We start from the raw sequence: 21685 nt of genomic DNA on the forward strand, positions 1-21685 counted from the left end.
CGCACAATGTCCCCCCCCGCTTTTCGTTTCGTCATCGCGAGAAATGCCGCCAATGCAAGTGGAAGCCCGGCCATGTCTATTCATTCCGGGCTGGCTCAATTCCGGCTACTCCGTCCGGTGTGGGCGCCGAATGGCTCTCACCGTTCCGCTGCTTCCCCCGCCGCAGAAGAACTGGTCGCCGCCATCGGACTCAAGTCCTGACACGCCCGCATCCGGCGGCATATCGAGCTTCTCCAGGACCCTGCCCGACTGCGGATCGATCCGCCGGACATCGCTTCCATCACCATCCCATGTGGCGTGCCAAAGTTCACCGTCCACCCAGCTCACGCCCGTGACGAAGCGATTGGACTGGATGGTGCGCAAGACAGCGCCCGTTTCGGGATCGACCTGGTGAATCTTGCTGTTGCGGTATTCTCCGACCCACAGCGTCCCCTCCGCCCAGGCAAGGCCGGAGTCACCACCGCCTCCGGGTGCCGGGATGCTGGAAAGGACAGTGCCGGTTTGAGGGTCGATCTTCTGGATGCGATCCTCGGCGATCTGAAACAGGTGCCGGCCGTCGAAGGCCGTCCCCGCATGCGCGGCGACATCGATGGAGCGCACGACGCTTCCGCTGGCCGGGTCGAGAGCGTTCAGCCTGTCACCGGACGCGAACCAGACGAGACGGCCATCGAAGGTGAGGCCATGCACCTCGGCGATATCGGGAAAGGGACCATATTCCCGGAGGATTTCGGCGCTGGAACTTTTCATCTTGATACCCCGTGGATCATGAAACTGCCGCGACTTTAGCCGCTGTGCAGCGGAGCGGGGAGTAACAGTGTTGTCGGGAAACCGGGAATGGGCGGGGTCATCCAGCGGCGCGCGCGTCCCCGTCCGAACGACTGCACCTTGCCTGCCCTCCAAAGCTGTTCGAGCGCCCGCTGTACGCTGCGGGCACTGATACCAAGTGCGATCGCCAGAGCCGAGCTCGACCAGGCTTCGCCGTCGGCGAGCAGGGCGAGAACCGCCGCATTCTGCTCTTCCGCGTTCGGCACCAGCACGACGACCTCGCCGGCGTGGCTCGGGGATAAGGCAAAACCCCGATCCGTGGCGGTCACTTCCGCAAGGGTCCTAAGTTCCGCCCGCAGCCGTCCAATTTCCACTCGAAGCCGAGCGCGGTGCGATTCATCGGCCTGCTTTGCCCGGAAGGCGCGCTTGACGAGTAAATCCCTGCTCACGTCGCCAGGCCAGCCTTCGGCGAGTGCTCGCGCAAGAGCAAACAAAACCGGGCGGGTCGCAAGCGAGACGACCGTACCCTTGTTTCTTACAAGATTGCGGCAGGCGTCTACGACGAACGCCCCGGAAGCCAGCAATGCTTCGACCTCCTCCAACAGAAGATGACGTTCCTCTCCGCGTGCGATGAAACGTGCGGCCGGTTCGGTCATCAACAGGGAGAGGCTCTCCACCTCCGCGATCAAGCCGGGGATGCCGGCAATCCGCGCCTCGTGCTCGGCCCTGGCGAGCGCGGTGCGTGCCATCTCCGTTTGCAGACGCCGGATGGCGATCCCCGCTGCGGCGAGTTCGTAACTCGCTCTCAAGGCTGGCGTGAGCGGCGCGGGATCGATATCGGCGAGCAATCGCACGGCCTCGTCCAGGCGGCCGATCAGCAGCAGCCGACGCGCCATAAGGCACCCCGCATGCGCGGCATTGGCCCGATCGCCGCGCCGTTCGAGCACCCCTCGCGCCGCGTCGAGCGCCTTGACGGGCCATGCGAGGTCTCGCGACACAAGGGCGATTTCGGCTTCCGCGACCACGCACCGTGCGCGGGCGACTGCATCCTTCGGGCCGAACGCCCGTGCAGCGCGCTTGAGAAGGTCCTTTGCCCGAACAAGATCCCCAAGTTGCGCCATCGCGATGCCGCGCAGCGCAAGCGCGGGTGCGTCGTTACGCAAGGCAATCCTCTTCAAAGCGGAGAGAGGATCGCCCGCAGCGAGAGAATGTGCCGCGGCCGTGATCAGCGAGTCCATCGCAATCCCGTCACACTTGTTACTCCCGCCATTCGATTTCCGATGCCAGAATCATCCCACCACAGACAGAGATCAGCATCGCTGAGCGGGAATTCGCGAAATCAGGAGGTATCGATATCATGATTACATCAGTCGGGAACGGACGGGAAGGCGGACAGCCGGCCATGCAGACACCACCGGTCGTATCGCCGCAGGAGTGGGAGGCGGCCCGTCAGCAACTCCTCGTTAAAGAAAAGGCCCAGACCCGCGCCCGCGACGCCCTGGCTGCCGAGCGGCGGCGGATGCCGTGGATGGCCGTGGAGAAGGCATATGCCTTCGAGGGGCTGGCGGGCAAGGCCAGCCTGCTCGACCTGTTCGACGGCCGGCGTCAATTGATCGTCTACCGGGCCTTCTTCGAGCCTGGGGTGTTCGGCTGGCCCGAACATGCCTGCAGGGGCTGCTCCATGGTGGCCGACCAGGTTGCCCATCCGGCCCATCTGAATGCCCGCGACACCACTCTGGTTTTCGTCTCGCGCGCACCGCAGGAGGACATCAGACGGCTGAAATCGCGCATGGGGTGGAACATTCCGTGGTTTACCATCACCGACAGTTTCGATGCGGATTTCGGAGTGGACGAGTGGCACGGCACGAACGTTTTCTACCGCGACGGCGAGCGCGTGTTCCGCACCTATTTCATCAACAATCGCGGCGACGAGCAGATGGGGAGCACCTGGAACTATCTCGACATCACGCCGCTCGGCCGGCAGGAAGTGTGGGAGGATTCGCCGGAGGGCTATCCCCAAACCCCGACCTACAAGTGGTGGAACTGGCACGACAGCTATGTCGCGGATGCCGCACCCGACGAGAAATGGGTCGAGGTGTCGGATGCAGGAGAGGCCGCGTTCCGGAACCAGGAGGGGAGCATGAAAACATGATCCGCGGGGCAGACTGGCTGCCGCTGGCAGCCTCGCCGACCTTTGCCGTCATGGCTCTGCTGACGGGTGTGGTCGGCGGCCACTCTGCGGAAATGCTCTGCTCGGATGCCCAGTTGTCGCCGCTGAGTGGAATGGCCACGATGTATGTGCTGATGGGCGTTTTCCATGCGAACCCATGGGTGAAGCTGATCCGCGAGCGTCGCGGCTCGTTCTGAAAGGAAGCCTCGCGGCTCAATTGCGCCCGGTCGTGACGGCCGGACGGGCGACCTCGCGCGGGGTCAGCCCGAAGCGGCGCCGGAACGCGGTCGCGAAATTCGCGGGGTTGGAATAGCCGGCAATGCCGCTGGCTTCCTGTACCGTCACCTCATTCGATTTCAGAAGCGCATAGGCGCGTTCCAGCCGCTGTTGGCGCACATATTCGAAGACGCTCACGCCCTCCGATACCCGGAAGAGCCTTTGCAGGCCGCTGGCGCTGACGCCCGCTCCGCGCGCGATCATGTCGACGCTGAGCGGTGCGTCGAGGCTCTCCCGAATAAGATCGGCGGCACGCTGTAGCTTAATGCGGTCCTGACGCGTCAGAAGCGCCGATCGGTCGAGTCCGGGTTCCGTCCGCAGGGTGGCGGCCAGGCTCTCCGCCACGATCTCCACCGCACGGCCTTCCAGAAAGAGATTGTGGAGCTGAGGCGCCAGCGGGCTCGGCTCAAGGATCTGCCGCACCAGTTCGACTGTTCTAGGCGTCAGCACCCATTGATGCTCGCTCAGGTGATCGTTCAGGAGCCGCTTTCCCTGGGCGGGGCTGCCGAACTTCGTCAATCCGTCGAAATCCAGCCATTCCGGCGAGGCCGACACCACGACATGGCGCAGATGTTGGCGACGCCTGGAGGAGCGCTGAAAGCGTTCCGACCGCGCACTCATGATGGCCGTTCCGGTCATCGCGTTCTTTCTATGTCCGGCGAAGTGGAAGCCGCGGTCGCCAAGCGTCAGATCGACCATTCCATCCATGAAGAAGATGCAGGAGAAGCCCTCGGGCAGCACGGACGTGGCCGTGAACGGCCGCTCCTCGGTCACGTCGCTGAAATGCAGGAACAATCCCGGCCGAAGCTCGACATGCAGAAAGTCCCCTTCCACCAGCGTGTCGTCCGGCAGGAGTCGATCGTCGGGACTGGCGATGGCGACGCCGTCCTTCCGCAGGAAGTCGCAGACCCGGAAGCGCCGCGTGCGATCGCGCTCCGCCCGCAAATCGGTCCTGCCGTGCGCCAGCTTGTCGTTCATGGCCCAACACTCCACCGGCCGATGTCATTACGGCATCGGCCCGCGTTCCGGTGAATTATTCGTTTGTTTCGATGTCCAACAAAAGTTTCTTGTTGTTGCGCAAAGGTCCGGACGTTTTCCCGCGCCCTATCATGCCCTAGTAGGTATTTAACTTGAAGAAGCAGGTCAAGTTATCATTGGCATGGATCGGGGTGGCAGATCGTGGGAAACGGGCGCGTTCAGGGGCAACGGCATTCTTCCGGAGCGGCGGGAGGATCGCGGGCGAGGGATCGCCTGCGGGCGGCACTTCTCGGGAGCACGCTGCTATGCGCAATGACGCCTTTTACGGCCGAAGCGCAGGAGCCGGGGGTGGCCGTAAGTGGTGAAACCGTTCTCCAGACGATCGTCGTCGAAGGCGAGGGCGCATCCGGCCCTGATCGGGGGATCGTCGCCAAGCGCAGCAGGAGCGCCTCCAAAACCGATATGTCTATCCTCGAAACGCCCCAGGCGGTGAGCGTCGTCACGCGGGACCAGATGGAGGAGCAGGGCGTCAACACGGTGGCCGAAGCCCTGCGCTACACGCCCGGCGTCCATCCGGATCCGAACGGCTACGACCTTCGTTACGACTGGCTCTATGTCCGGGGGTTCAATGCCTATGGCACCATGTGGCTGGACGGCCTGCCGGTCGCCGGCGACCCCCTCAACTATGCGACGCCCAGCATCAATCTCCATTCGCTTGAGCGGGTCGAGGTGATCAAGGGGCCGGCCTCGGTGCTTTACGGCCGCACGATTCCGGGCGGGCTCGTCAACCAGGTGAGCAAGCGTCCGCAGCCGACACCTTATCGCGAGGTGACGGTCGGCACGTCCGGCTTCGGGGGCGTGCAGGGGTCCTTCGACTTTACCGGCCCGATCACCGAGGACAGCGACTGGAGCTATCGTCTTCTCGGACAGGCCAGAAACATGCAGACGCAGATCGATCACGAGCGCGACAGGCAGCTCATGATCGCTCCGAGCCTCACCTGGTCCCCGAGCGACGACACGTCGCTGACGCTCTACGGCTACTATCAGCACGACGATCCCGTCTTCAATCCGCGCTTCTATCCCGCCTACGGCACGCTGCTGCCAAATCCTTCCGGTCAGATACCGCGCGACGTCTTCCTGGGCGATCCGGACTGGGGAGGCTTCCGCCGCGATTACTTCCATCTCGGCTACGCGTTCGAGCATTCCTTCGACGAGACGTGGACCGTGCGGCAGAACCTTCGTTACGGCCGGTCCGACCAGAACATGGACCTGGTGCTGGTCAACCCGGCCTTCGCCTTTGCCGGCAGGCCTTCGAGCGATCTGAGCCGCGTCACGGCGATCTCCGACGACTGGACGTCGACCTTTGCGGTCGACACACAGCTCGAAGCCAGGTTCGATACGGGTGCGGTCGACCACACCGTGCTTTTCGGCGTCGATTACGTGCATGGCCTCTCCAGCACCAATTTCGGCAATACCGGCATGGGTACCATCGTTCCCGGCATCGACTACAACGATCCGCAATACGGCTTCCACTATCCGAGAGCCCCGGTTACCGCCTCCGGATTGCAGACGCAGGACCAGCTCGGTTTCTATCTGCAGGATCAGATCCGCTACGGCGGTTGGCTCGGCACGTTCGGTCTTCGCTACGACATGTCGGATATCAGTTCGGAAAACCGGATCAGCGGCCGTACCGTCGCGACCGAGGACAATGCCGTCACCTGGCGGGCCGGTCTCACCTATCTCTTCGACAACGGGTTTGCTCCCTATGCGAGCTATTCCACCGCCTTCCTGCCGCTGATGGGCACGGATGCCTCCGGCGATCCCTTCAAGGCGCAAACGGCGGAACAGTTCGAGATTGGCGTCAAGTATGAGCCGCCGGAAGGCCGCAGCATGGTCACGCTTTCGCTCTTCAACCTGGACCATGAGAATGCCCTGACGCCGATCGGACCGCGGCCGGCGAACCCGGTCGCCTATGCCCAGGACGGCAAGCAGCGCATCCGCGGCATCGAGATCGAAGGCAAGTATGAACTGACCCCCGAACTCGACCTTCTGGCCGCCTATGCCTATTCGGACTCCGAGGTCCTGCGCTCAACCAATGCCGCCGCCGTCGGCAACGAGGTCCTGCGCCTGCCCGAGCACCAGGCAAGCCTCTGGATCAATTATCGGCCGGCTGCGATCGAGGGCTTGTCGCTCAGCGCAGGCGTCCGCTACATGTCTTCCTATCAGACCGACGTCACCTATCTGGACGATCTGCGCATCCCCTCGCGCACCCTGGTCGACATCGGCGCCGCATACGATCTCGGCGCACTCGATCCATCCTTCAAGGGCACAAGGGTTCAGTTGAACGTCAGCAATCTCTTCGATGAGAAATATGTCTCCCATTGCCTCAACCTGACGGGCGGAAGCTGCAACTACGGCGCTGGCCGGACCATTACCGCGAGCCTGAAATACACATGGTGACGCAGTCGGCCCCGATAGTTTCGCGATGGGCCCGCAGGCTGTGGGCTCTGCTGCCTTCGATGGGCGTGCTCGCGATGGCTGTGATTGCGGCGCTCTCCTGGATGGAGCCCGCACGCGCCGAAATCCTGTTGAAGGATGCGGTCGGACGCGAGGTCCGTCTCGCATCGCCGGCCCGCCGGATCGTTACCAACGAAAGCCTGCTGCTTTATTATCTGGCGCTCATCGATCCCGATCCCGTCGCCAGGATCGCCGGATGGGCAAGGCCGCAGCGCATCGACGGCGGCGTCTACCGGGCGTTCCGGGAAAAGTTTCCGGGAATCGATGCCATTCCGGAGGTCGGTAGCGTCGTTCCGTCGAATGCCCCGGCCGAAGCAATCCTTGGGGTAAGGCCCGATCTCTTCGTCGTCAGTCTCTGGCAGCCGGAATGGGAGGAGATTGCCGGGCAGCTCGAGCGCGCTGGTGTTTCGGTGATTTTCCTCGACAGTCCGCAGACCACGAAACGCGACCCCGCGGAGGCGACTGCCTTCTCCATCGAGCTTCTGGGCCAGGCGATCGGAAGGGAAGATCAGGCACGCGAATTCGCCGCCTTCGTGCGGGCAAAATACCGGCAGGTCGCCGAGCACCTGGCCGGCATCGGCGAACGGCCGAAAGTGCTGATCGACGTTCACGCAGGCACGCTCTGTTGCTACACGCCCGGCTCGGACAACCGCATCTCCCATTATCTCGAGCTTGCGGGCGGACACAGTATCGGCGCGGACGTTGCCTCCGGCTATGACAGTCAGCTCAGCCCGGAATTCGTGGTGGGCGCCGATCCGGACATCTATATCGGCACGGGCAGCCCCCATCTCGGCGCACAGGGCGGACTGGCTCTCGGCGGCGGCATCGACGAAGAGACGGCGCGCCGTTCGCTTGAAGCGGTCACGAGCAGGAACCTGCTCGAAAATCTTTCGGCAGTGCGGGAGGGCCGCGCTTTCGCCGTGTCGCACCAGCTCGCCATCTCGGCGCTCAACCTCATCGTCTTCGAATGCTTCGCCAAGTGGACGCATCCCGAGGCGATGGCGGATGTCGATCCGGAAAGGACGATCGCCGAGATCAACCGCCGCTTTCTGGCCGTCCCGCTGGAAGGGACGTTCTGTGTCGGCATCGAGCCGACGCCCCACACGCCCTGAGAGGCGCGGACGCAAAAGTAACGGAGAAGCACGTGGCAGGTTTCTTTTCTCAGGCTCGCATCGAGCTTGCCGATCCGAAGACCGTGATCGCGGCGGTCTGTCAGCACATGACCGAACACAGCGCCGAGCTGGAGGAGGAGGGGGACACGCATCTGCTGCGCTTCAAGACCTCCAGCGCCCGCTTCGTTCCTGACGGGAAGGCCATTCGGGTCGATGTCGAGGCGACCGACATGGAAGGCATCTATTTCACCCGGCTGGCGGTCGCCTCCCACATCATCGAGTTTGCCGAGGGCCAGTCTCCACACATTGCCTGGCAAGGAGCAGGCGATGAGATTTCCCGTCCACCGAATTTTGAGATCATGGAAGTCAAAACGGTGCGGGATGTCACGCCTCACATGCGCCGGCTGACACTTCTTGGAGAGCGGGTGGAACGTTTCCTGCCGCTGGATGCGCTGCATCTCAACATTCTCGTCCAGCGCCCGGATGTGCAAGAACCGCAATGGCCGACGGTCGGCTCGGATGGGCTTATCCAATGGTCCGATCCGGCGAAGCGTCCGGAGTTCCGCAAATACACGGTGCGGTCGGTGGACGTGGCGGCCGGTACGATGGATCTGGATTTCGTCATCCACTCGGATGCGGGTCCCGGATCGAGCCTGGCGCAAAGCGCAAAGCCCGGCGACCGGATCGGGATCGCCGGTCCGGGCGGCGGCGGGCTGGCCGATGCCGACTGGTATCTCTTCGTTGGCGACGAAACCGCCTTGCCGGCAATCGCCCGGATGCTGGAGGCTCTTTCCGATGAGGCGACGGGACTAGCCTTCATCGAGGTTGCGGACGAAGCGGAAGTCCAGCCGCTCCGCCACCCGGTCGGGCTCAAGGTGACCTGGCTGTTCCGTGGAGGAGCCCCGGCGGGTACGGCAAATCTGTTGCTACCGGCCATGGAAGGCGCCGCGTTTCCTTCCGGGGAGGAGAGGGTCTATGTCTGGGCCGGATGCGAGTTCGACGACTTTCGCGCCATCCGCAAACATGTCCGCAGCGAGCGCGGCCTGCAAAAGCATGAGCATCTGGTCGTGTCGTATTGGCGCCGGGGCGTCGAAGGGGATTAGCGCTGCCGTTCCCGCCTTATTCGACAAGCCCGAAGATCGGGCCATAGCCGCCATGCCAGGAGTAGTCGTTGCGGCCCATGGCGGGATTGTAAATCCCAACACCGCGTCCGCCATCGAGAAACAACGCGTTGGGGCATTTCAAATGGTCGCGGAAGAGTCGCGCGAAATCATGGAAATTCACCCTGTCCTCGCTGATCGCGAAACGGACGGCGCCTGAGCCGCAGACCCCGACGCCGCTCCGGCGGGTTCTGTCTTGCGATCCGACGATAAAGGCCGGGTGTAGCTTGTTGCGGATGACGAGCATGGGGCCGGACTGGGTTGCGAACCGCACCTTGGGCCGGCGCTTCAAGAACTCCTCGGTCGGGAGCAGGCCGGCGCTTGTGTCGTCAAGAAAGAACACGCCGTTCGGCTTCTTGTAGAAATTGGGTACCGGGCCGGCCGAGCCCCGAAAGTCCGATATATCGGAGGGCCGCAGCTCCCGGCCGTTCTCGACATAAAGCCCCATGGGCGAAAAATCGGGCAGATACATTCCGGCGTTCACCGCGAACGTCAGCGCCCGTCCTTCGGCGCGCAGCGCATCGGACAGGCTTGAAAAACGGCGGTACGGCTTGCCATCGCCATTCTTCCAGAACAATCGCAGGTCGGCTTTTGCGGGATCCAGCGTGCAGACGACGTATTTCGCCGTCTCGAAGGCTTCTTCCCGGCAGGGCTGGGCACCGGCCGCCGGCTCGGACATCATCAAGGCCATCAGCATCATGGCGAAGCTGAGCGCGCCGGGTTTGCGATAATTCATCGGTGCCTCAGGGGGGTACTCAGGGATTCGGGTACTGGGCAACTCCCGGATCACGAGGCTTCTGTTCGATCGGCTCGTCGTCGTTGACCGCTGCGATGGTGAGGATGCAGGCGGCGAGAGCTGCAATGAATATCGCTCCATATGGCATGGCTGTATCTCCGTTGCCCCCGGAGGCAATTCACTACCGAAAGGTTAATTAGGTCGTAAAAATTATAGTAAACGGCAAATGCGTCCATTCTGGTCCAGGCGGCGATGGTGGGGTCGCAATCTCCGTGTCGGCATCCCGGAGCGATGTCCCAAATCGAAACATAATGCCTTAAAGCTGTGACATATTGTTCATGCTGCAGCGCAATAGTTCTGATTGGCGGTCAGTTTGGGACATGGGGCGGTTGGCCTCCCATCGGATTTGTTTCATCATTGATCGCGTTTGCGCCTCCCGAGCCTCTCCCTTCTGCCGCCGGCAGGGTTGAGGATGAAACAGGGCCTTTGATCGCCGCCGCGGCTGGTGATCCGGTTCCTTCGACCAAGCAGTAGCGAGGGCCAATTGCCGGGAATAGATTCAAATCCGCCCCGTGCCTCCATGCTCACCATCCTGTCTTCATTGCGCTCGGCGCTTCTCGGGATAGGGTTGACGAGTTCCATCATCAACATACTGGCCCTGACGGGCTCGTTCTTCATGCTGCAGGTCTATGACCGCGTCATTCCAGGCCGCAGCCTGCCCACTCTTGCCGGACTGATCATCATCGCGGCGACGCTCTTCGCATTCCTGGGCGTGCTGGAACTCATCCGTCTGAGGCTCCTTGCCCAGGTCGGGTTGTCGGTCGACGAACGGCTTGGCAAGACCGTGTTTCGCTCGCTTACGTCGGCTCCCTCGCGGGCTCGCCTCGCTCCAACGGGGCTGCAGCCGATACGGGATATGGACGACGTGCGCGGCTTCCTGTCCGGGCCGGGGCCGGCCGCCCTGTTCGACCTGCCGTGGATACCGTTTTATCTCTTCCTGTGTTTTCTTTTCCACCTATGGATCGGCGTCACCGCGCTGGCGGGGGCCCTGCTCCTCATCGCTCTCGCGATCCTGGCGGATGTGACGTCGCGCAAATCGGCGCGGGAGGCTGCGAAATTTGCAGCCGAGCGTTTGGCCTTCGCGGAGGCCGCCAAACGCAATAGCGACGCCGCGGCAGCCATGGGTTTCGGCCATCGGCTCGCTGCCCGCTGGGCGCGGATCAACGATCGCTTTCTCGCCAATCACCTGCGCGCGACGAATATCACCGGCTCGCTTTCGACCTTCTCACGGGTCGTCCGCATGATGCTGCAATCGGCGGTGCTGGCGGTGGGGGCAATCCTCGTCATCCGCCAGGAGGCGTCGGGCGGCATCATGATCGCCAGCTCCATCCTGGCGAGCCGGGCGCTTGCGCCGCTGGAACTTGCCATAGGTCACTGGCGCGGATTCGTGGCCGCGCGGCAGAGCTGGCTGCGGCTCCTTACGCTCGACGCGGCGATGGCGGTCAAAGGGCCGGAAGTCGCGCTCTCCAGGCCGAAGGAACTGGTCTCGGTCGAAAACCTGCATCTGGCCGCTCCTGGATCGAAGGCGCCGATCATCCGGAACGTTTCATTTGAAGCGAGGGCAGGGGAGGCGATCGGCATCATCGGTCCGAGCGCATCGGGAAAATCATCGCTCGCACGCGCGATCGTCGGGCTGTGGCAGCCGCTTGGCGGAAATGTCCGGCTCGATCGAGCCTGCCTGATGCAATGGGACGAAGCGGAGCTCGGCCGGCATATCGGCTACCTGCCGCAGGAGGCTTCGCTCTTCCAGGGATCGATTGCCGAGAACATCGCGCGGTTCGATCCGGATGCCTCGTCGAAAGGGGTCATCGAGGCGGCGCGCCGGGCCGGCGTCTACGAGATGATCGTCCGGTTTCCGGATGGCTTCGATACGGAGATCGGCGAGCAGGGGGCGGCGCTCTCGGCAGGCCAGAGACAGCGGATCGCGCTTGCCCGCGCGCTCTATGGCGATCCCTTTCTTGTCGTTCTCGACGAGCCGAACGCCAATCTCGACGCGGAAGGCGATGCGGCACTTGCCCGGGCGGTTTCCGGCATAAAGGCGCGCGGTGCTATAGCATTGGTGATCGCGCATCGTCCGAGCGCCCTTGCGGCCGTCGACAAGGTTCTGGTTCTCGCCGGCGGCCAGGTGCAGGCCTTCGGTCCGAAGGACAAGGTGCTGAAACCGACGCCGGCGCAGGCCGCTGGCACGGCAGTCCGGTTGCTTCGCGCCGGCGCGGAGGCGGCTGAATGATGAACGTGCGCGCCCCACTGGCCGAACGCGCCATCCGCCGCCTGACGATGCTGGCTCTCGCCGGCATCATCCTGCTGGTCGGCGTCCTCGGAGGGCTCGCCGCCACGATCAATCTCAGCGGGGCGGTGATCGCGGCGGGAACCCTCGTGGTCGATAGCTATCCGAAGCCGGTCCAGCATCAGCGCGGCGGGACGGTTGCCGCGCTTTTCGTCAAGAACGGCGACCGCGTCGATGCGGGAGAGGTGCTCATTCGCCTCGACGATACGCAGATGCGCGCGAATTTCGCCATCGTGTCGAGACGGCTCTTTGAGCTTTCGGCCCGCATCGCGCGGCTGACCGCCGAGCGCGACGGCAGGGAAGCGATCGCTTTCCCTGCCCCCCCGGCCGGGGCCGACGCGAGCGTGATGGAGGAAGAGCGCAAGCTCTTTGCCGATCGCCGTTCCTCCCGGAAAGGGCGCGAGGCACAGCTCGACGAACGCATACGCCAGCTTGGCATGCAGGCCGAGGGGCTAACGGCGCAGCAGCAGGGAAAGCGCAAGGCGATCGCCATTATCGAAAAGGAGCTTTCCAGCCTGCGGCCGTTGGCGGAACAGGGCGTCATTCCCGGCACCAGGGTCTATGCGCTCGAACGCGAGGCGGCGGACCTCGAAGGCGAACTCGGCAGCCTCGTGGCCTCGTCGGCTGAGATCAAGGGAAAGATCGCCGAAACCGAACTGCAGATCATCCAGATCGGCGACGATCACCGCAGCGAGGTGTCGGACGAGCTTCGCCGGGCCCAAGCCGAAACCGGGGAATATTCGGAGCGGCTGGTCGCGGCCGAGGACCAGTTGAGACAGACCGATATCCGGTCGCCGCAGGCGGGGATCGTTCATCAGCTTGCCGTTCATGCCGCCGGTGCCGTCGTCACGCCCGGAGAGCCCGTCATGCGGATCGTGCCCGACCGCGATGCGCTGACCCCGGAACTCAGGCTTTCGCCGCGCGACAGGGATCAGGTGAGCGTCGGCCAGGATGTCGAGCTGCGCTTCTCCGCCTTCAATCAGCCCACCACGCCGGCACTGACGGGTCAGGTCATGAGCGTGGCGGCGGATCTGACCAAGGACGAGCGTACCGGCGAAAATTACTACAGCATCCGGGTCCATGTGCCATCGGCGGAGTGGTCGCGGCTCGGCAAGCTGATGCCCGCCGCCGGCATGCCGGTGGAGGCCTTCATCCGCACCAGCGAGCATACGGTTCTCGCCTATCTGGCGAAACCTTTCGCGGACCAGATGGCCCGCGCATTCAGGGAGGAATAGCCGCAAACGCCGCCCGTGCCGGAGAAGTTGCAGGCACGGGCGTCTTCGAAAATTGACGATCACCAAAGGAGTAGACAATGCCCCAAACGATACAGAATGCCGTCGGCGACACGCTTTTCTATAGCGGTGCGTCAGGCGCCTGGTTCTCCGCCAGAGGCTCCGGGCCGGAGCTTTACGGCACGGCGGGCAATGACTCGATCTGGGGCGACGCCTCCGTGAACGTGACCATGTATGGCGGTACGGGCGACGATATCTATTATCTCTATTCGAACATCAACCGCGCGGTCGAAGCCCCCGGCGCCGGCGTCGATACCATCGACACCTGGATGAGCTACACGCTTCCCGAAAACTTCGAGAACCTGAGGGTCACTGGCGATGGCCGCTACGCCTTCGGCAACGAAATCGACAACATCATTTCCGGCGGCTCGGGAAGCCAGACGATCGACGGCGGCGGCGGAAACGACGTGCTGACCGGCGGCGGTGGTGCCGATACCTTCATATTCACGCGTGGCAATGGCAGCGATCTCATCACCGATTTCGGCAGCGACGATACGATCCGCCTGAACGGCTATGCGTTTTCGTCGCTGGAGCAGATCGTCGGCAGCTCCACCCAGGAGGGCGCCAATCTCCGGATAGCATTGGGTGATGGGGAGAGCCTCGTTCTCGCCGACACGACGGCCGCCGACCTCAGTGCCGATCAGTTCCAGCTGACGCTCGACCGCTCCGGATTCACGCAGACATTTGCCGATGAATTCGACAGCTTGTCGCTGCGAAACGGAGACCAGGGCACCTGGGATGCGAAATTCTGGTGGGCTCCCGAACACGGCGGCACGCTGACCGAGAACGGCGAGCTGCAGTGGTACATCAACCCCTCCTATGCGGGGACCTCGTCGGTCAATCCGTTCTCGGTCGGCGACGGCGTGTTGACGATCACGGCAGCGCCGACGCCGGACGCGATCAGCGAGGAAGTGAACGGTTACGACTATACCTCCGGCCTGCTCAATACCTATTCCTCCTTCGCCCAGACCTACGGTTACTTCGAAATCCGGGCCGACATGCCGACCGATCAGGGCACCTGGCCGGCCTTCTGGCTCCTGCCCGCGGACGGTTCATGGCCGCCCGAACTCGATGTGGTCGAGATGCGGGGCCAGGACCCGAATACGGTGCACGTGACCGTTCATACGCAGGAGACCGGTTCGCGCACCAGCGAGACGAGCGCCGTCAAGGTTCCGAGCACGGATGGTTTCCATACATACGGCGTGCTCTGGGATGAGGATCAGATCGTCTGGTATTTCGACGATGTGGCGATCGCACGCGCCGATACGCCGGCGGACATGCACGATCCCATGTACATGCTGGTGAACCTTGCGGTCGGCGGCACGGCCGGCACTCCGGGTGCGGCCCTGCAGGATGGGGCCGAGCTCAAGGTCGACTATATAAGGGCATATTCGCTGGAGGATGCGCCGGTCGCGAGCGGTTCCGTGGCTTCGTCAGATTGGGACATCTGAGGAGCCCGGACAAGAGCAAGATCGAAGAGTGGGCGGCGGCCGAATTGCGGGCGGCCGTTCCACCTGTCGTTGCGGTCGGCGACGGCATCCGAAAATTTCCGGGCAGTGTGCTTCCGGAAGGCTGCCGCCCATTACAAGATTTAGCCTGTTGATAATTCTGCCTTTCATGGCATCATCAATACACCTGACGGAGTTATTTTTCTTACCCGCCACCTTTTCGTGGCCGGCCGCGATTGCTCGAGATCGATTCTTCCATCGGTTGATGGACGCTGCGTTGATTGCCGCCGGACGCGTTCGGCACTCAGTCGATTTTCTATCAGGAAGTCTCATATGCTGCGCCAACTCTCCATACGATCGAAACTTCTGGCCCTGCTGCTTCTGAGTGGCATCGCCTTGATCGCCGCAACCGGTCTCGTGGCGGACCGCAGCGGTTCCACCTCCCTTCGGCAGGCGATCTTCGACCAGCTCACGACGCTGAAGGAAAGCAAGAAGGCGGAGATCGAGCGCTACTTCTCGCAGACGGAGCTGAACTTTCTGACGCTCGCCCAGGCGCCGGTGACGGCCGACGCGATGGTCGTGCTCGGCAGCAGCTATCGCGTTCTCGGCGGAGAGAAGGAACCGCTGCCGGAACTGACCGCCTTCTACGAGAACGAAGTGCTGGCCAGGGTGAAGGGGCTGACGACCGCGGAGCCTGACGTTCTCTCCTACATGCCGAGCGATCCCGCGGGCTTGCGGCTTCAGAACGACTATATCGCCCGCAACGAACGCCCGGCCGACGAGAAGGTGGACCTGCTTTCGGGCCCTTCGGCAAACCACTACGACATAGCGCATGCGCGCTATCATACCTTCTTCCGAAAGACCGCCGAGGCCGGAGGGCTTGGCGATCTCTTTCTGATCGATGCGACGACCGGAAATGTCGTCTATTCCGTCTACAAGGGCATCGATCTCGGCGGAAACGTCTTCAACGGGCCGCTGGCGCAATCGGGACTTGGCCGGGCCGTGGCAGCCGCCCTCAGGAAAGGCGCGGCGGAAGGCTCCGCGGCACTCGAGGATTTCAGCGCCTATCTGCCGAGCTATCTCGCGCCCGCCGCCTTCGTGGCGACGCCGATCGCGCGGGACGGGCAGCTCTATGGCGTGCTGGCCGCCGAGGTCGCTATCGACAAGATCGACGAGGTGATGACTTTCGACGGAGGCTGGGCGGATGTCGGACTTGGCCGAACGGGGGAGGTCTATCTGGTCGGGCCGCAGCGCACCATGCGCAGCGCGTCGCGCTTCCAGAGGGAAAGCCCCGATGCCTATTACGCCAGTCTTCAGGAGATGGGAGTCGGCGAAGAGGCGATCGAACGCATCCGCCGCTTCAATTCGCCCATCCTGAACCAGCCGGTCAAGAGCGTCGCGGCCGAGGAGACGCTGGAGGGACGTTCCGGCACGGCAATCATTTCCGATTACCGGGGCGTTCAAGCACTCGCCTCGTGGTCGCCGGTCAATGCCATGGGCATGGATTGGGGCATCGTCGCCAAGAAGGACGCGGACGAGGCGCTGGCGCCGGTGGGCGATTTCCGCAAGCGCCTAGCGCAGGTCGCCGCAGGAGCTGCGGCGGTCCTAACCCTTGTCTCGCTTTTCGCCGCCGGCGCCTTTACCCGGCCGATCCGGGAGGTTCTCGGCGGGGTTAACCGGCTTGCCGCGGGAGACGAGACGACGCGCATAGAGGTTTCCGGCAGCGACGAGTTCAGCGAGCTTGGCCGAGCCTTCAACACCATGGCCGACGAAATCACCGCCCGCAGCGCGAAGATCGCCCAGAAGACCGGAGAATACGAGGCGTTGCTGCGCAACGTTTTCCCGGAGATCGCCGCCGAAAGGATGAAGGAGGGCGAGCAGGCCGCGGCCGAAACCGTCAGGAACGTCGCCGTCGCCGTCATCAATATCGACGGCATCAACACCCTCGTCACCGAGAAATCCGAGGATACGCTGAAGCTGATCAACGAGCTCATCGGCGATCTCGACGAGGCGGCTGCCGCCGCCAATGTGGAGAAGATCCACACATTCGGCGAGACCTATGTCGCCGCCTGCGGTCTCTCAACGCCCCGCCTGGACGGGGCGAATCGCATCCTCGCCTTTGTCGATACCGTCGCTGACATCGTCGCGCGTCATGCGCGGAGCTGGAACATTCCGCTGGCGATCAAGGCAGGCGTCACCTTCGGCGATGTTGAGGTCGGTCTCGTCGGCCGCCAGCGAACGATCTACAGCATGTGGGGTGTCACCGTGCTGAGGGCCCGCCGCATCGTCTTCGACGCGGACCCGAATACGGTCCGGGTGACGAAGACGGTCATCGAGCATCTGCCGGAAGGCGGCGGGTTCCAGGAAAAAAGCCAGATCGTGATGAGCGGTTCGGACAAGATTGACACCTGGCAGCGCCTGGCGGGCGCCAGGCAAGCGGTCGCCGTTAATGCTTGAGGCGAGGAAAGACGCCGAGATTGAGAGGAGGAGAAGGCGATGAGCGAGGGTTCCTGGTTCGACATTCTAGCCTGGGCTGGCGTTGTTGTTGTCGGCTACCCTCTCCTGACGCTTGTCATTTCCGAGATCGAGCGGCGGGCCGAGGCATCGGAATTCGGCCGGCCGCTCCGGGTCATCCAGAACTGGGTCCTGCCGGCAGTGGCCCTGTGGATCCTGATCCACAAACTTTCCTCCTTTCCCTCCGACGGGTTCGCGATCCGGCTGATCGATACCGCCGTCGGCATTTTCGTGCTTTATGCCGTCCTGCTGCTCGGCCAGATATTGCTGCTCGCACTCCGCGGCCGGACGGAGAGCCAAGCGCCGAAGCTCTTCTACGAACTGGCGGCGGTCGCCATCGCGATCGTTGGCGGAACCTTCATCGTCTCGTTCGTCTGGGATGTTGATCTCGCCACCCTCTTCGGGGCTCTCGGTGTCGGATCGGTGGTGCTCGGCCTTGCGCTCCAGAATGTGATCGGCGGGCTTGCCAACGGGCTCATCGTGCTTTCGGGCCGCAACTTCGCAATCGGCGACTGGCTGCAGCGCGACGATGGCTTCGCGCGTGTCTCCCAGGTGGACTGGCGCGCCGTGACGCTCGATGCGGACGGGCAGCAGGTCGTGGTGCCGACATCGGAGCTTGCTGGCAGCGCACTTAAGATCGTACGCAACGGCAGTCCCTTCCCCTCGCAGATTTCGATCATGATCCCATCCAGCCACCGGCCGCAGCAGGTGGTCTCCGCATTGTTGGACGTGGCGAGGCGCGTGCCCGAAAGTACCGGTCCCGACAGCGCATTTTGCCAGATCGAGGAATGGACCGCCGGCGGAATCCGCTATTCGGTCGGGGTCATGGTGGATGCGCCCGGCAAGATCGGCAGCGCTCGCAGTGCCCTCATCGACCGCATGTGGCATGTTCTGCCCCGGCATGGGATTTCGATCATGCGCACGGGCAGCGGCGGCGCAGTCGCCGTGATGGAAACGCCGGTCGACTGGGGGAATACAGCCGAGGAGCGCCTGCGGCTCATCGTCAGTAGCGGTGCCTTTCGCGGCCCCGTCACCGGGCTTGAAGAGCTGGCGGAAGAATCCCGTATCGAGCGCTATTCCGCAGGCGAGACGCTGCAGGAGCAGAACACGCCGGCAACGCTCTTTCATATCGTGCTGGAGGGCGCGCTTTCGATGTCGGTCGCCTTGCCGGCCGGCCAGCGCAGCATCGGCCGTCTCCTGCCGGGACAGATCTTCGCCATCCGGGAAGCTCTACGCAATTCGCGAAGCCCGGTTAGCCTTACCGCGGATGAGCCGAGCACGGTCGTCTCCATTCCCGCGGAAGCCATGCAGCGCCTGCTCGACCGCAACCACAAGCTCGGCTCCGATGTCGATGCGATCATCGACAGCCATGCGGCCATGATCGAGGCCTTGAAAAACCCACCATCCGACGATGATGGCCCCATGCACGCCAACGCAAGAAAGACCAGGGCGAAGGCGTCTTAAGGGTAGCACGCTCGACTTGTTGTCACTGATGCTATCAGTTGCGCAACGGACATCGAGCTTGTGGAACCAAACTCGATGTCTGCGACGATTTTGAATTCTACGGCTGTCGAGGTATCGCGCTGCGCTTCGTCAAAGCAACGTTGTCGTGACCCATCAGAAACCCCCACTGTCTCGAGCTCACACGCTGCAGCCAATGGTCAGGCGACGCTTTGTCAGCAGGTTCAAATCCTACCCTCGCGATAATCCTACGCTACCTTCGTAGCCGTAACGACGTAGTGCGCCCGCGCGCGACATGTAGGCCCCCGCCAAGATCGAGTGCGTCATGATCGATTTCGCTCAACCAGGCGCCTGGCTGGGTTGGTTTTGCCGGAAACATTTATTTTCAAAGGGCAGATTTGCCCAAATACGTCACATCCTTGTCATTGATGGCCGATAGATATCGCTCGTGTATGAGCGATATACGTCATTCAGTTGCAGGGAGCGGGCCATTGCTGACCCAGGCAGAGGATCGTCAGGCAAAGATCGTCGAGCTGTTGCGTGAACGTAATTTTCTCGATTTGCGCACGCTGATTGAGCGGTTTGACGTGTCGGTGGCAACGATCCGCCGTGATCTCGGCGATCTTGAGGGTGCTGGGTTGCTCCGTCGCACCCATGGCGGCGCTGTGAGTGTCAATCAGGTCGCGCAGGACAAGACAAACGCGGCCCGTTCCGTTTTGAACCAGGAAGAGAAGGCCGCCATCGCCGCCGTCGTCTCGGGGATGATTGTCGACGGCGACACGGTGATCCTCGACGCCGGCACTACGGCGTTGGAAGTCGCGAGGAAACTGGGCGGACGCAAGAACCTTACAATTATTTCGAACGGTCTCGATATCGTTGCCGAACTGACGCGTGAAGAGGGGCGTAGCATCTACTCGGTCGGAGGGGAATATACCGGAACAAACCGATCCTTCCGCGGGCCGCTGGCCGAGCAGTTCATCCGTCAGTTCAATGTCGACAAGCTGATACTCAATGCAGCGTCGATCGATGTCGATCGCGGACTGGTATGCACCGTCGAGCCCATGAACGCGAGCATAGCCCGGGCCATGATGGAGGTGTCTCGGCGGGTTATCGTCGTCGCCGACCATTCGAAATTCACGAAATCCAGCATGTCCGTGGTCGCGAAGATCGAAGACGTGGGCGCCATCGTCACCGATCGCGGTGCCAAGTCGATCATCGACGCAGCCCCCGAGAAGCTGCGCAAGAAGTTCGTCATAGCGGACTGATTCATCCCCTTCGATCAACAGCATCTTGCCACGCAGGAGATATTAGATGCTCAAGACCAACCGCAGAAAGTTCATCATCGGTGCAGGCGTCGCGGCGCTGGCATCGACGACCGGCCTGAAGTTCGCCTTCGCGCAAGACCGGCGCGAATTGAGAATCGGCGTGAACGGGGTGCCCGCCTCCCTTGAGCCGATCAATGCCATTAGCAATGTCGGCCCCCGCATCGTCAACCAGATCTTCGACACGCTGATCACCCGCGACTGGTTCGGCAATGGCGCGACGGGCAACGGCATCGAACTCGTGCCGCAGCTTGCCGAGAGCTGGGAGCGCATCGACGACAGATCGGTGCGTTTCAAGCTGCGCCGGAACGTCAAGTTCCATGACGGCGTCGAACTGACCGCTGACGATGTCGCCTATACCTTTTCGTCCGAGCGCCTGTGGGGCGACGAGGCGATCAAGACAATCCCGAACGGGCGCAACTTTTCGCCGGATTGGGACGAGCCCGTCGTCGAGGACAAGCATACGGTCGTGCTGCGCACGAAGACACCGTCCTATCTGATCGAACGGTTTCTTGCCTCCTGGCTCGGCCGCATCGTCCCGAAGGAGTATTACAAGAGCCTCGGCGCGGCCGCCTTCGGCAACAAGCCTGTCGGCACAGGTCCTTACAAGTTCCTCGAATTCGTCGCCAATGACCGTGTGGTCCTCGAAGCGAACGATGCCTATTGGGGCGAGAAGCCGACCGCTTCGAAGATCACCTATCAGGTGGTGGCCGAGCCCGCCACCCGCGTTGCCGGGCTGATCAGCGGCGAATACGACATCATCACCACCCTGACGCCCGACGACATGGCGCTGATCGACGGCTATTCGGACATCGAAACCCGGGGCACGCTGATCGAGAACTTCCACATGTTCACCTTCAACATGAACAAGCCGATGTTCAAGTCGAAGACCCTTCGCCGCGCACTGGCACTCGCCGTCAACCGTCCGCTGATGGTCGAATCCCTGTGGAAGAACAAGGCGTCCATCCCCAATGGCATGAACTTCCCGCACATGGGCAAGACCTTCGATCCTAATCGCCGTGCGATGGAGTACAATGTCGAGGAAGCCAAGCGCCTAGTCAAGGAAAGCGGCTACGACGGAATGCCGATCACCTATCACACGATGGGCAACTACTACGCCAACGCAATCCCCGCGTTGATGATGATGATCGAGATGTGGAAGAAAATCGGCGTGACCGTCGAGCCGAAAATCTACGCTCCGGGTGCAAGCCCGAAGGACGACGACGTCATGATACGCAACTGGTCGAACGGCATGTCGCTGACCGACGCATACACGACCATGGTGTCCGAATTCGGTCCCGGCCGTGGCGTCCAGAAGCGCTGGGGTTGGGAAGCGCCGGCGGAATTCAACGAGCTTTGCGTGAAGGTGGCCCAACTGCCTGACGGCAAGGAGCGTTTTGATGCCTTCAACCGCCTACGTGACCTCTTCGAGGAGGAGGCACCTGCCGTCATTCTCTACCAGCCGTTCGACGTCTATGCCGCACGCAAGGACGTCAAATGGAAGCCGATCAGCTTCGAGATGATGGAATTCCGCAACAACCTCAGCTTCTCGTAACAACAATCCAGTGCATCGGGGGGGGGCATTTG

Annotated in this window: 16 protein-coding genes; 12 read left to right on the forward strand and 4 right to left on the reverse strand. The window is 62.6% G+C overall.

The window, feature by feature from the left end:
- Window positions 1-105: 105 nt before the first annotated feature.
- Entirely contained in the window at window positions 106-747 is a 642-nt protein-coding gene (locus tag ACE04I_RS17260) for a Vgb family protein (protein WP_487207372.1), read from the reverse strand.
- A 35-nt stretch (window positions 748-782) separates the two neighbouring features.
- Window positions 783-2003, reverse strand: a complete 1221-nt coding sequence (locus tag ACE04I_RS17265) for a helix-turn-helix domain-containing protein (protein WP_487207373.1) — start codon at window positions 2001-2003, stop codon at window positions 783-785.
- A 119-nt stretch (window positions 2004-2122) separates the two neighbouring features.
- On the opposite strand from ACE04I_RS17265, the gene ACE04I_RS17270 reads away from it, so the two are divergent.
- Together ACE04I_RS17270 and ACE04I_RS17275 are read left to right on the forward strand one after the other, a co-directional pair.
- The gene (locus tag ACE04I_RS17270; protein WP_487207374.1) at window positions 2123-2917 is read left to right on the forward strand and encodes a DUF899 domain-containing protein; all 795 of its coding nucleotides are present in this window, start codon (window positions 2123-2125) and stop codon (window positions 2915-2917) included.
- Window positions 2914-3132 carry a hypothetical protein gene (locus ACE04I_RS17275; protein WP_046796914.1) on the forward strand — a complete coding sequence of 73 codons (219 nt, stop codon included), beginning with the start codon at window positions 2914-2916 and terminating at the stop codon, window positions 3130-3132. The genes ACE04I_RS17270 and ACE04I_RS17275 overlap by 4 nt, the downstream gene beginning before the upstream one ends.
- Window positions 3133-3148: 16 nt before the next feature.
- On the opposite strand, the gene ACE04I_RS17280 is transcribed toward ACE04I_RS17275, so the two are convergent.
- Window positions 3149-4189 carry a helix-turn-helix transcriptional regulator gene (locus ACE04I_RS17280; protein ID WP_487207375.1) on the reverse strand — a complete coding sequence of 347 codons (1041 nt, stop codon included), beginning with the start codon at window positions 4187-4189 and terminating at the stop codon, window positions 3149-3151.
- Between the two features lie 348 nt (window positions 4190-4537).
- Here ACE04I_RS17280 and ACE04I_RS17285 point away from each other — a divergent pair, with 348 nt between their 5' ends.
- From ACE04I_RS17285 to ACE04I_RS17295, 3 genes are all read left to right on the forward strand, one after another.
- Window positions 4538-6649 (forward strand): TonB-dependent siderophore receptor, encoded by a 2112-nt coding sequence (locus ACE04I_RS17285; protein WP_487207376.1) that lies wholly within the window; start codon window positions 4538-4540, stop codon window positions 6647-6649.
- Window positions 6650-6723: 74 nt separating this feature from the next.
- Window positions 6724-7818, forward strand: a complete 1095-nt coding sequence (locus tag ACE04I_RS17290) for an ABC transporter substrate-binding protein (protein ID WP_487207377.1) — start codon at window positions 6724-6726, stop codon at window positions 7816-7818.
- Between the two features lie 32 nt (window positions 7819-7850).
- Entirely contained in the window at window positions 7851-8921 is a 1071-nt protein-coding gene (locus tag ACE04I_RS17295) for a siderophore-interacting protein (RefSeq protein ID WP_046796911.1), read from the forward strand.
- A gap of 16 nt (window positions 8922-8937) precedes the next feature.
- On the opposite strand, the gene ACE04I_RS17300 is transcribed toward ACE04I_RS17295, so the two are convergent.
- Window positions 8938-9714, reverse strand: a complete 777-nt coding sequence (locus tag ACE04I_RS17300; RefSeq protein ID WP_487207409.1) for a phosphodiester glycosidase family protein — start codon at window positions 9712-9714, stop codon at window positions 8938-8940.
- Between the two features lie 580 nt (window positions 9715-10294).
- Here ACE04I_RS17300 and ACE04I_RS17305 point away from each other — a divergent pair.
- The 7 genes from ACE04I_RS17305 (at window position 10295) to ACE04I_RS17335 (ending at window position 21653) form a co-directional block, all read left to right on the forward strand.
- Window positions 10295-12004, forward strand: a complete 1710-nt coding sequence (locus tag ACE04I_RS17305) for a type I secretion system permease/ATPase (protein WP_487207410.1) — start codon at window positions 10295-10297, stop codon at window positions 12002-12004.
- Window positions 12001-13296 carry an HlyD family type I secretion periplasmic adaptor subunit gene (locus tag ACE04I_RS17310; protein WP_046796908.1) on the forward strand — a complete coding sequence of 432 codons (1296 nt, stop codon included), beginning with the start codon at window positions 12001-12003 and terminating at the stop codon, window positions 13294-13296. The genes ACE04I_RS17305 and ACE04I_RS17310 overlap by 4 nt, the downstream gene beginning before the upstream one ends.
- Window positions 13297-13373: 77 nt before the next feature.
- Entirely contained in the window at window positions 13374-14804 is a 1431-nt protein-coding gene (eglC, locus tag ACE04I_RS17315; RefSeq protein ID WP_487207378.1) for an endo-1,3-1,4-beta-glycanase EglC, read from the forward strand.
- A 330-nt stretch (window positions 14805-15134) separates the two neighbouring features.
- Window positions 15135-17258, forward strand: a complete 2124-nt coding sequence (locus tag ACE04I_RS17320; protein WP_487207379.1) for an adenylate/guanylate cyclase domain-containing protein — start codon at window positions 15135-15137, stop codon at window positions 17256-17258.
- 39 nt (window positions 17259-17297) lie between these two features.
- On the forward strand, window positions 17298-18779 hold the full coding sequence (locus ACE04I_RS17325) for a cyclic nucleotide-binding domain-containing protein (protein ID WP_046796905.1): 1482 nt from the start codon (window positions 17298-17300) through the stop codon (window positions 18777-18779).
- Between the two features lie 488 nt (window positions 18780-19267).
- Window positions 19268-20041 carry a DeoR/GlpR family DNA-binding transcription regulator gene (locus ACE04I_RS17330; RefSeq protein ID WP_245282172.1) on the forward strand — a complete coding sequence of 258 codons (774 nt, stop codon included), beginning with the start codon at window positions 19268-19270 and terminating at the stop codon, window positions 20039-20041.
- Window positions 20042-20087: 46 nt separating this feature from the next.
- Window positions 20088-21653 carry an ABC transporter substrate-binding protein gene (locus tag ACE04I_RS17335; protein ID WP_487207380.1) on the forward strand — a complete coding sequence of 522 codons (1566 nt, stop codon included), beginning with the start codon at window positions 20088-20090 and terminating at the stop codon, window positions 21651-21653.
- Window positions 21654-21685: the final 32 nt, after the last annotated feature.

This window comes from Rhizobium moroccans (assembly GCF_057559155.1).

Excerpts from the sequence above, each read along its gene's own strand:
- ACE04I_RS17280 (WP_487207375.1), bottom strand. The coding sequence starts at position 4,189 with ATGAACGACAAGCTGGCGCACGGCAGGACCGATTTGCGGGCGGAGCGC.
- ACE04I_RS17310 (WP_046796908.1), top strand. The coding sequence starts at position 12,001 with ATGATGAACGTGCGCGCCCCACTGGCCGAACGCGCCATCCGCCGCCTG.
- ACE04I_RS17265 (WP_487207373.1), bottom strand. The coding sequence starts at position 2,003 with ATGGACTCGCTGATCACGGCCGCGGCACATTCTCTCGCTGCGGGCGAT.
- ACE04I_RS17305 (WP_487207410.1), top strand. The coding sequence starts at position 10,295 with ATGCTCACCATCCTGTCTTCATTGCGCTCGGCGCTTCTCGGGATAGGG.
- ACE04I_RS17270 (WP_487207374.1), top strand. The coding sequence starts at position 2,123 with ATGATTACATCAGTCGGGAACGGACGGGAAGGCGGACAGCCGGCCATG.
- ACE04I_RS17335 (WP_487207380.1), top strand. The coding sequence starts at position 20,088 with ATGCTCAAGACCAACCGCAGAAAGTTCATCATCGGTGCAGGCGTCGCG.
- ACE04I_RS17300 (WP_487207409.1), bottom strand. The coding sequence starts at position 9,714 with ATGAATTATCGCAAACCCGGCGCGCTCAGCTTCGCCATGATGCTGATG.
- ACE04I_RS17260 (WP_487207372.1), bottom strand. The coding sequence starts at position 747 with ATGAAAAGTTCCAGCGCCGAAATCCTCCGGGAATATGGTCCCTTTCCC.
- ACE04I_RS17325 (WP_046796905.1), top strand. The coding sequence starts at position 17,298 with ATGAGCGAGGGTTCCTGGTTCGACATTCTAGCCTGGGCTGGCGTTGTT.
- ACE04I_RS17290 (WP_487207377.1), top strand. The coding sequence starts at position 6,724 with ATGGCTGTGATTGCGGCGCTCTCCTGGATGGAGCCCGCACGCGCCGAA.
- ACE04I_RS17275 (WP_046796914.1), top strand. The coding sequence starts at position 2,914 with ATGATCCGCGGGGCAGACTGGCTGCCGCTGGCAGCCTCGCCGACCTTT.
- eglC (WP_487207378.1), top strand. The coding sequence starts at position 13,374 with ATGCCCCAAACGATACAGAATGCCGTCGGCGACACGCTTTTCTATAGC.
- ACE04I_RS17320 (WP_487207379.1), top strand. The coding sequence starts at position 15,135 with ATGCTGCGCCAACTCTCCATACGATCGAAACTTCTGGCCCTGCTGCTT.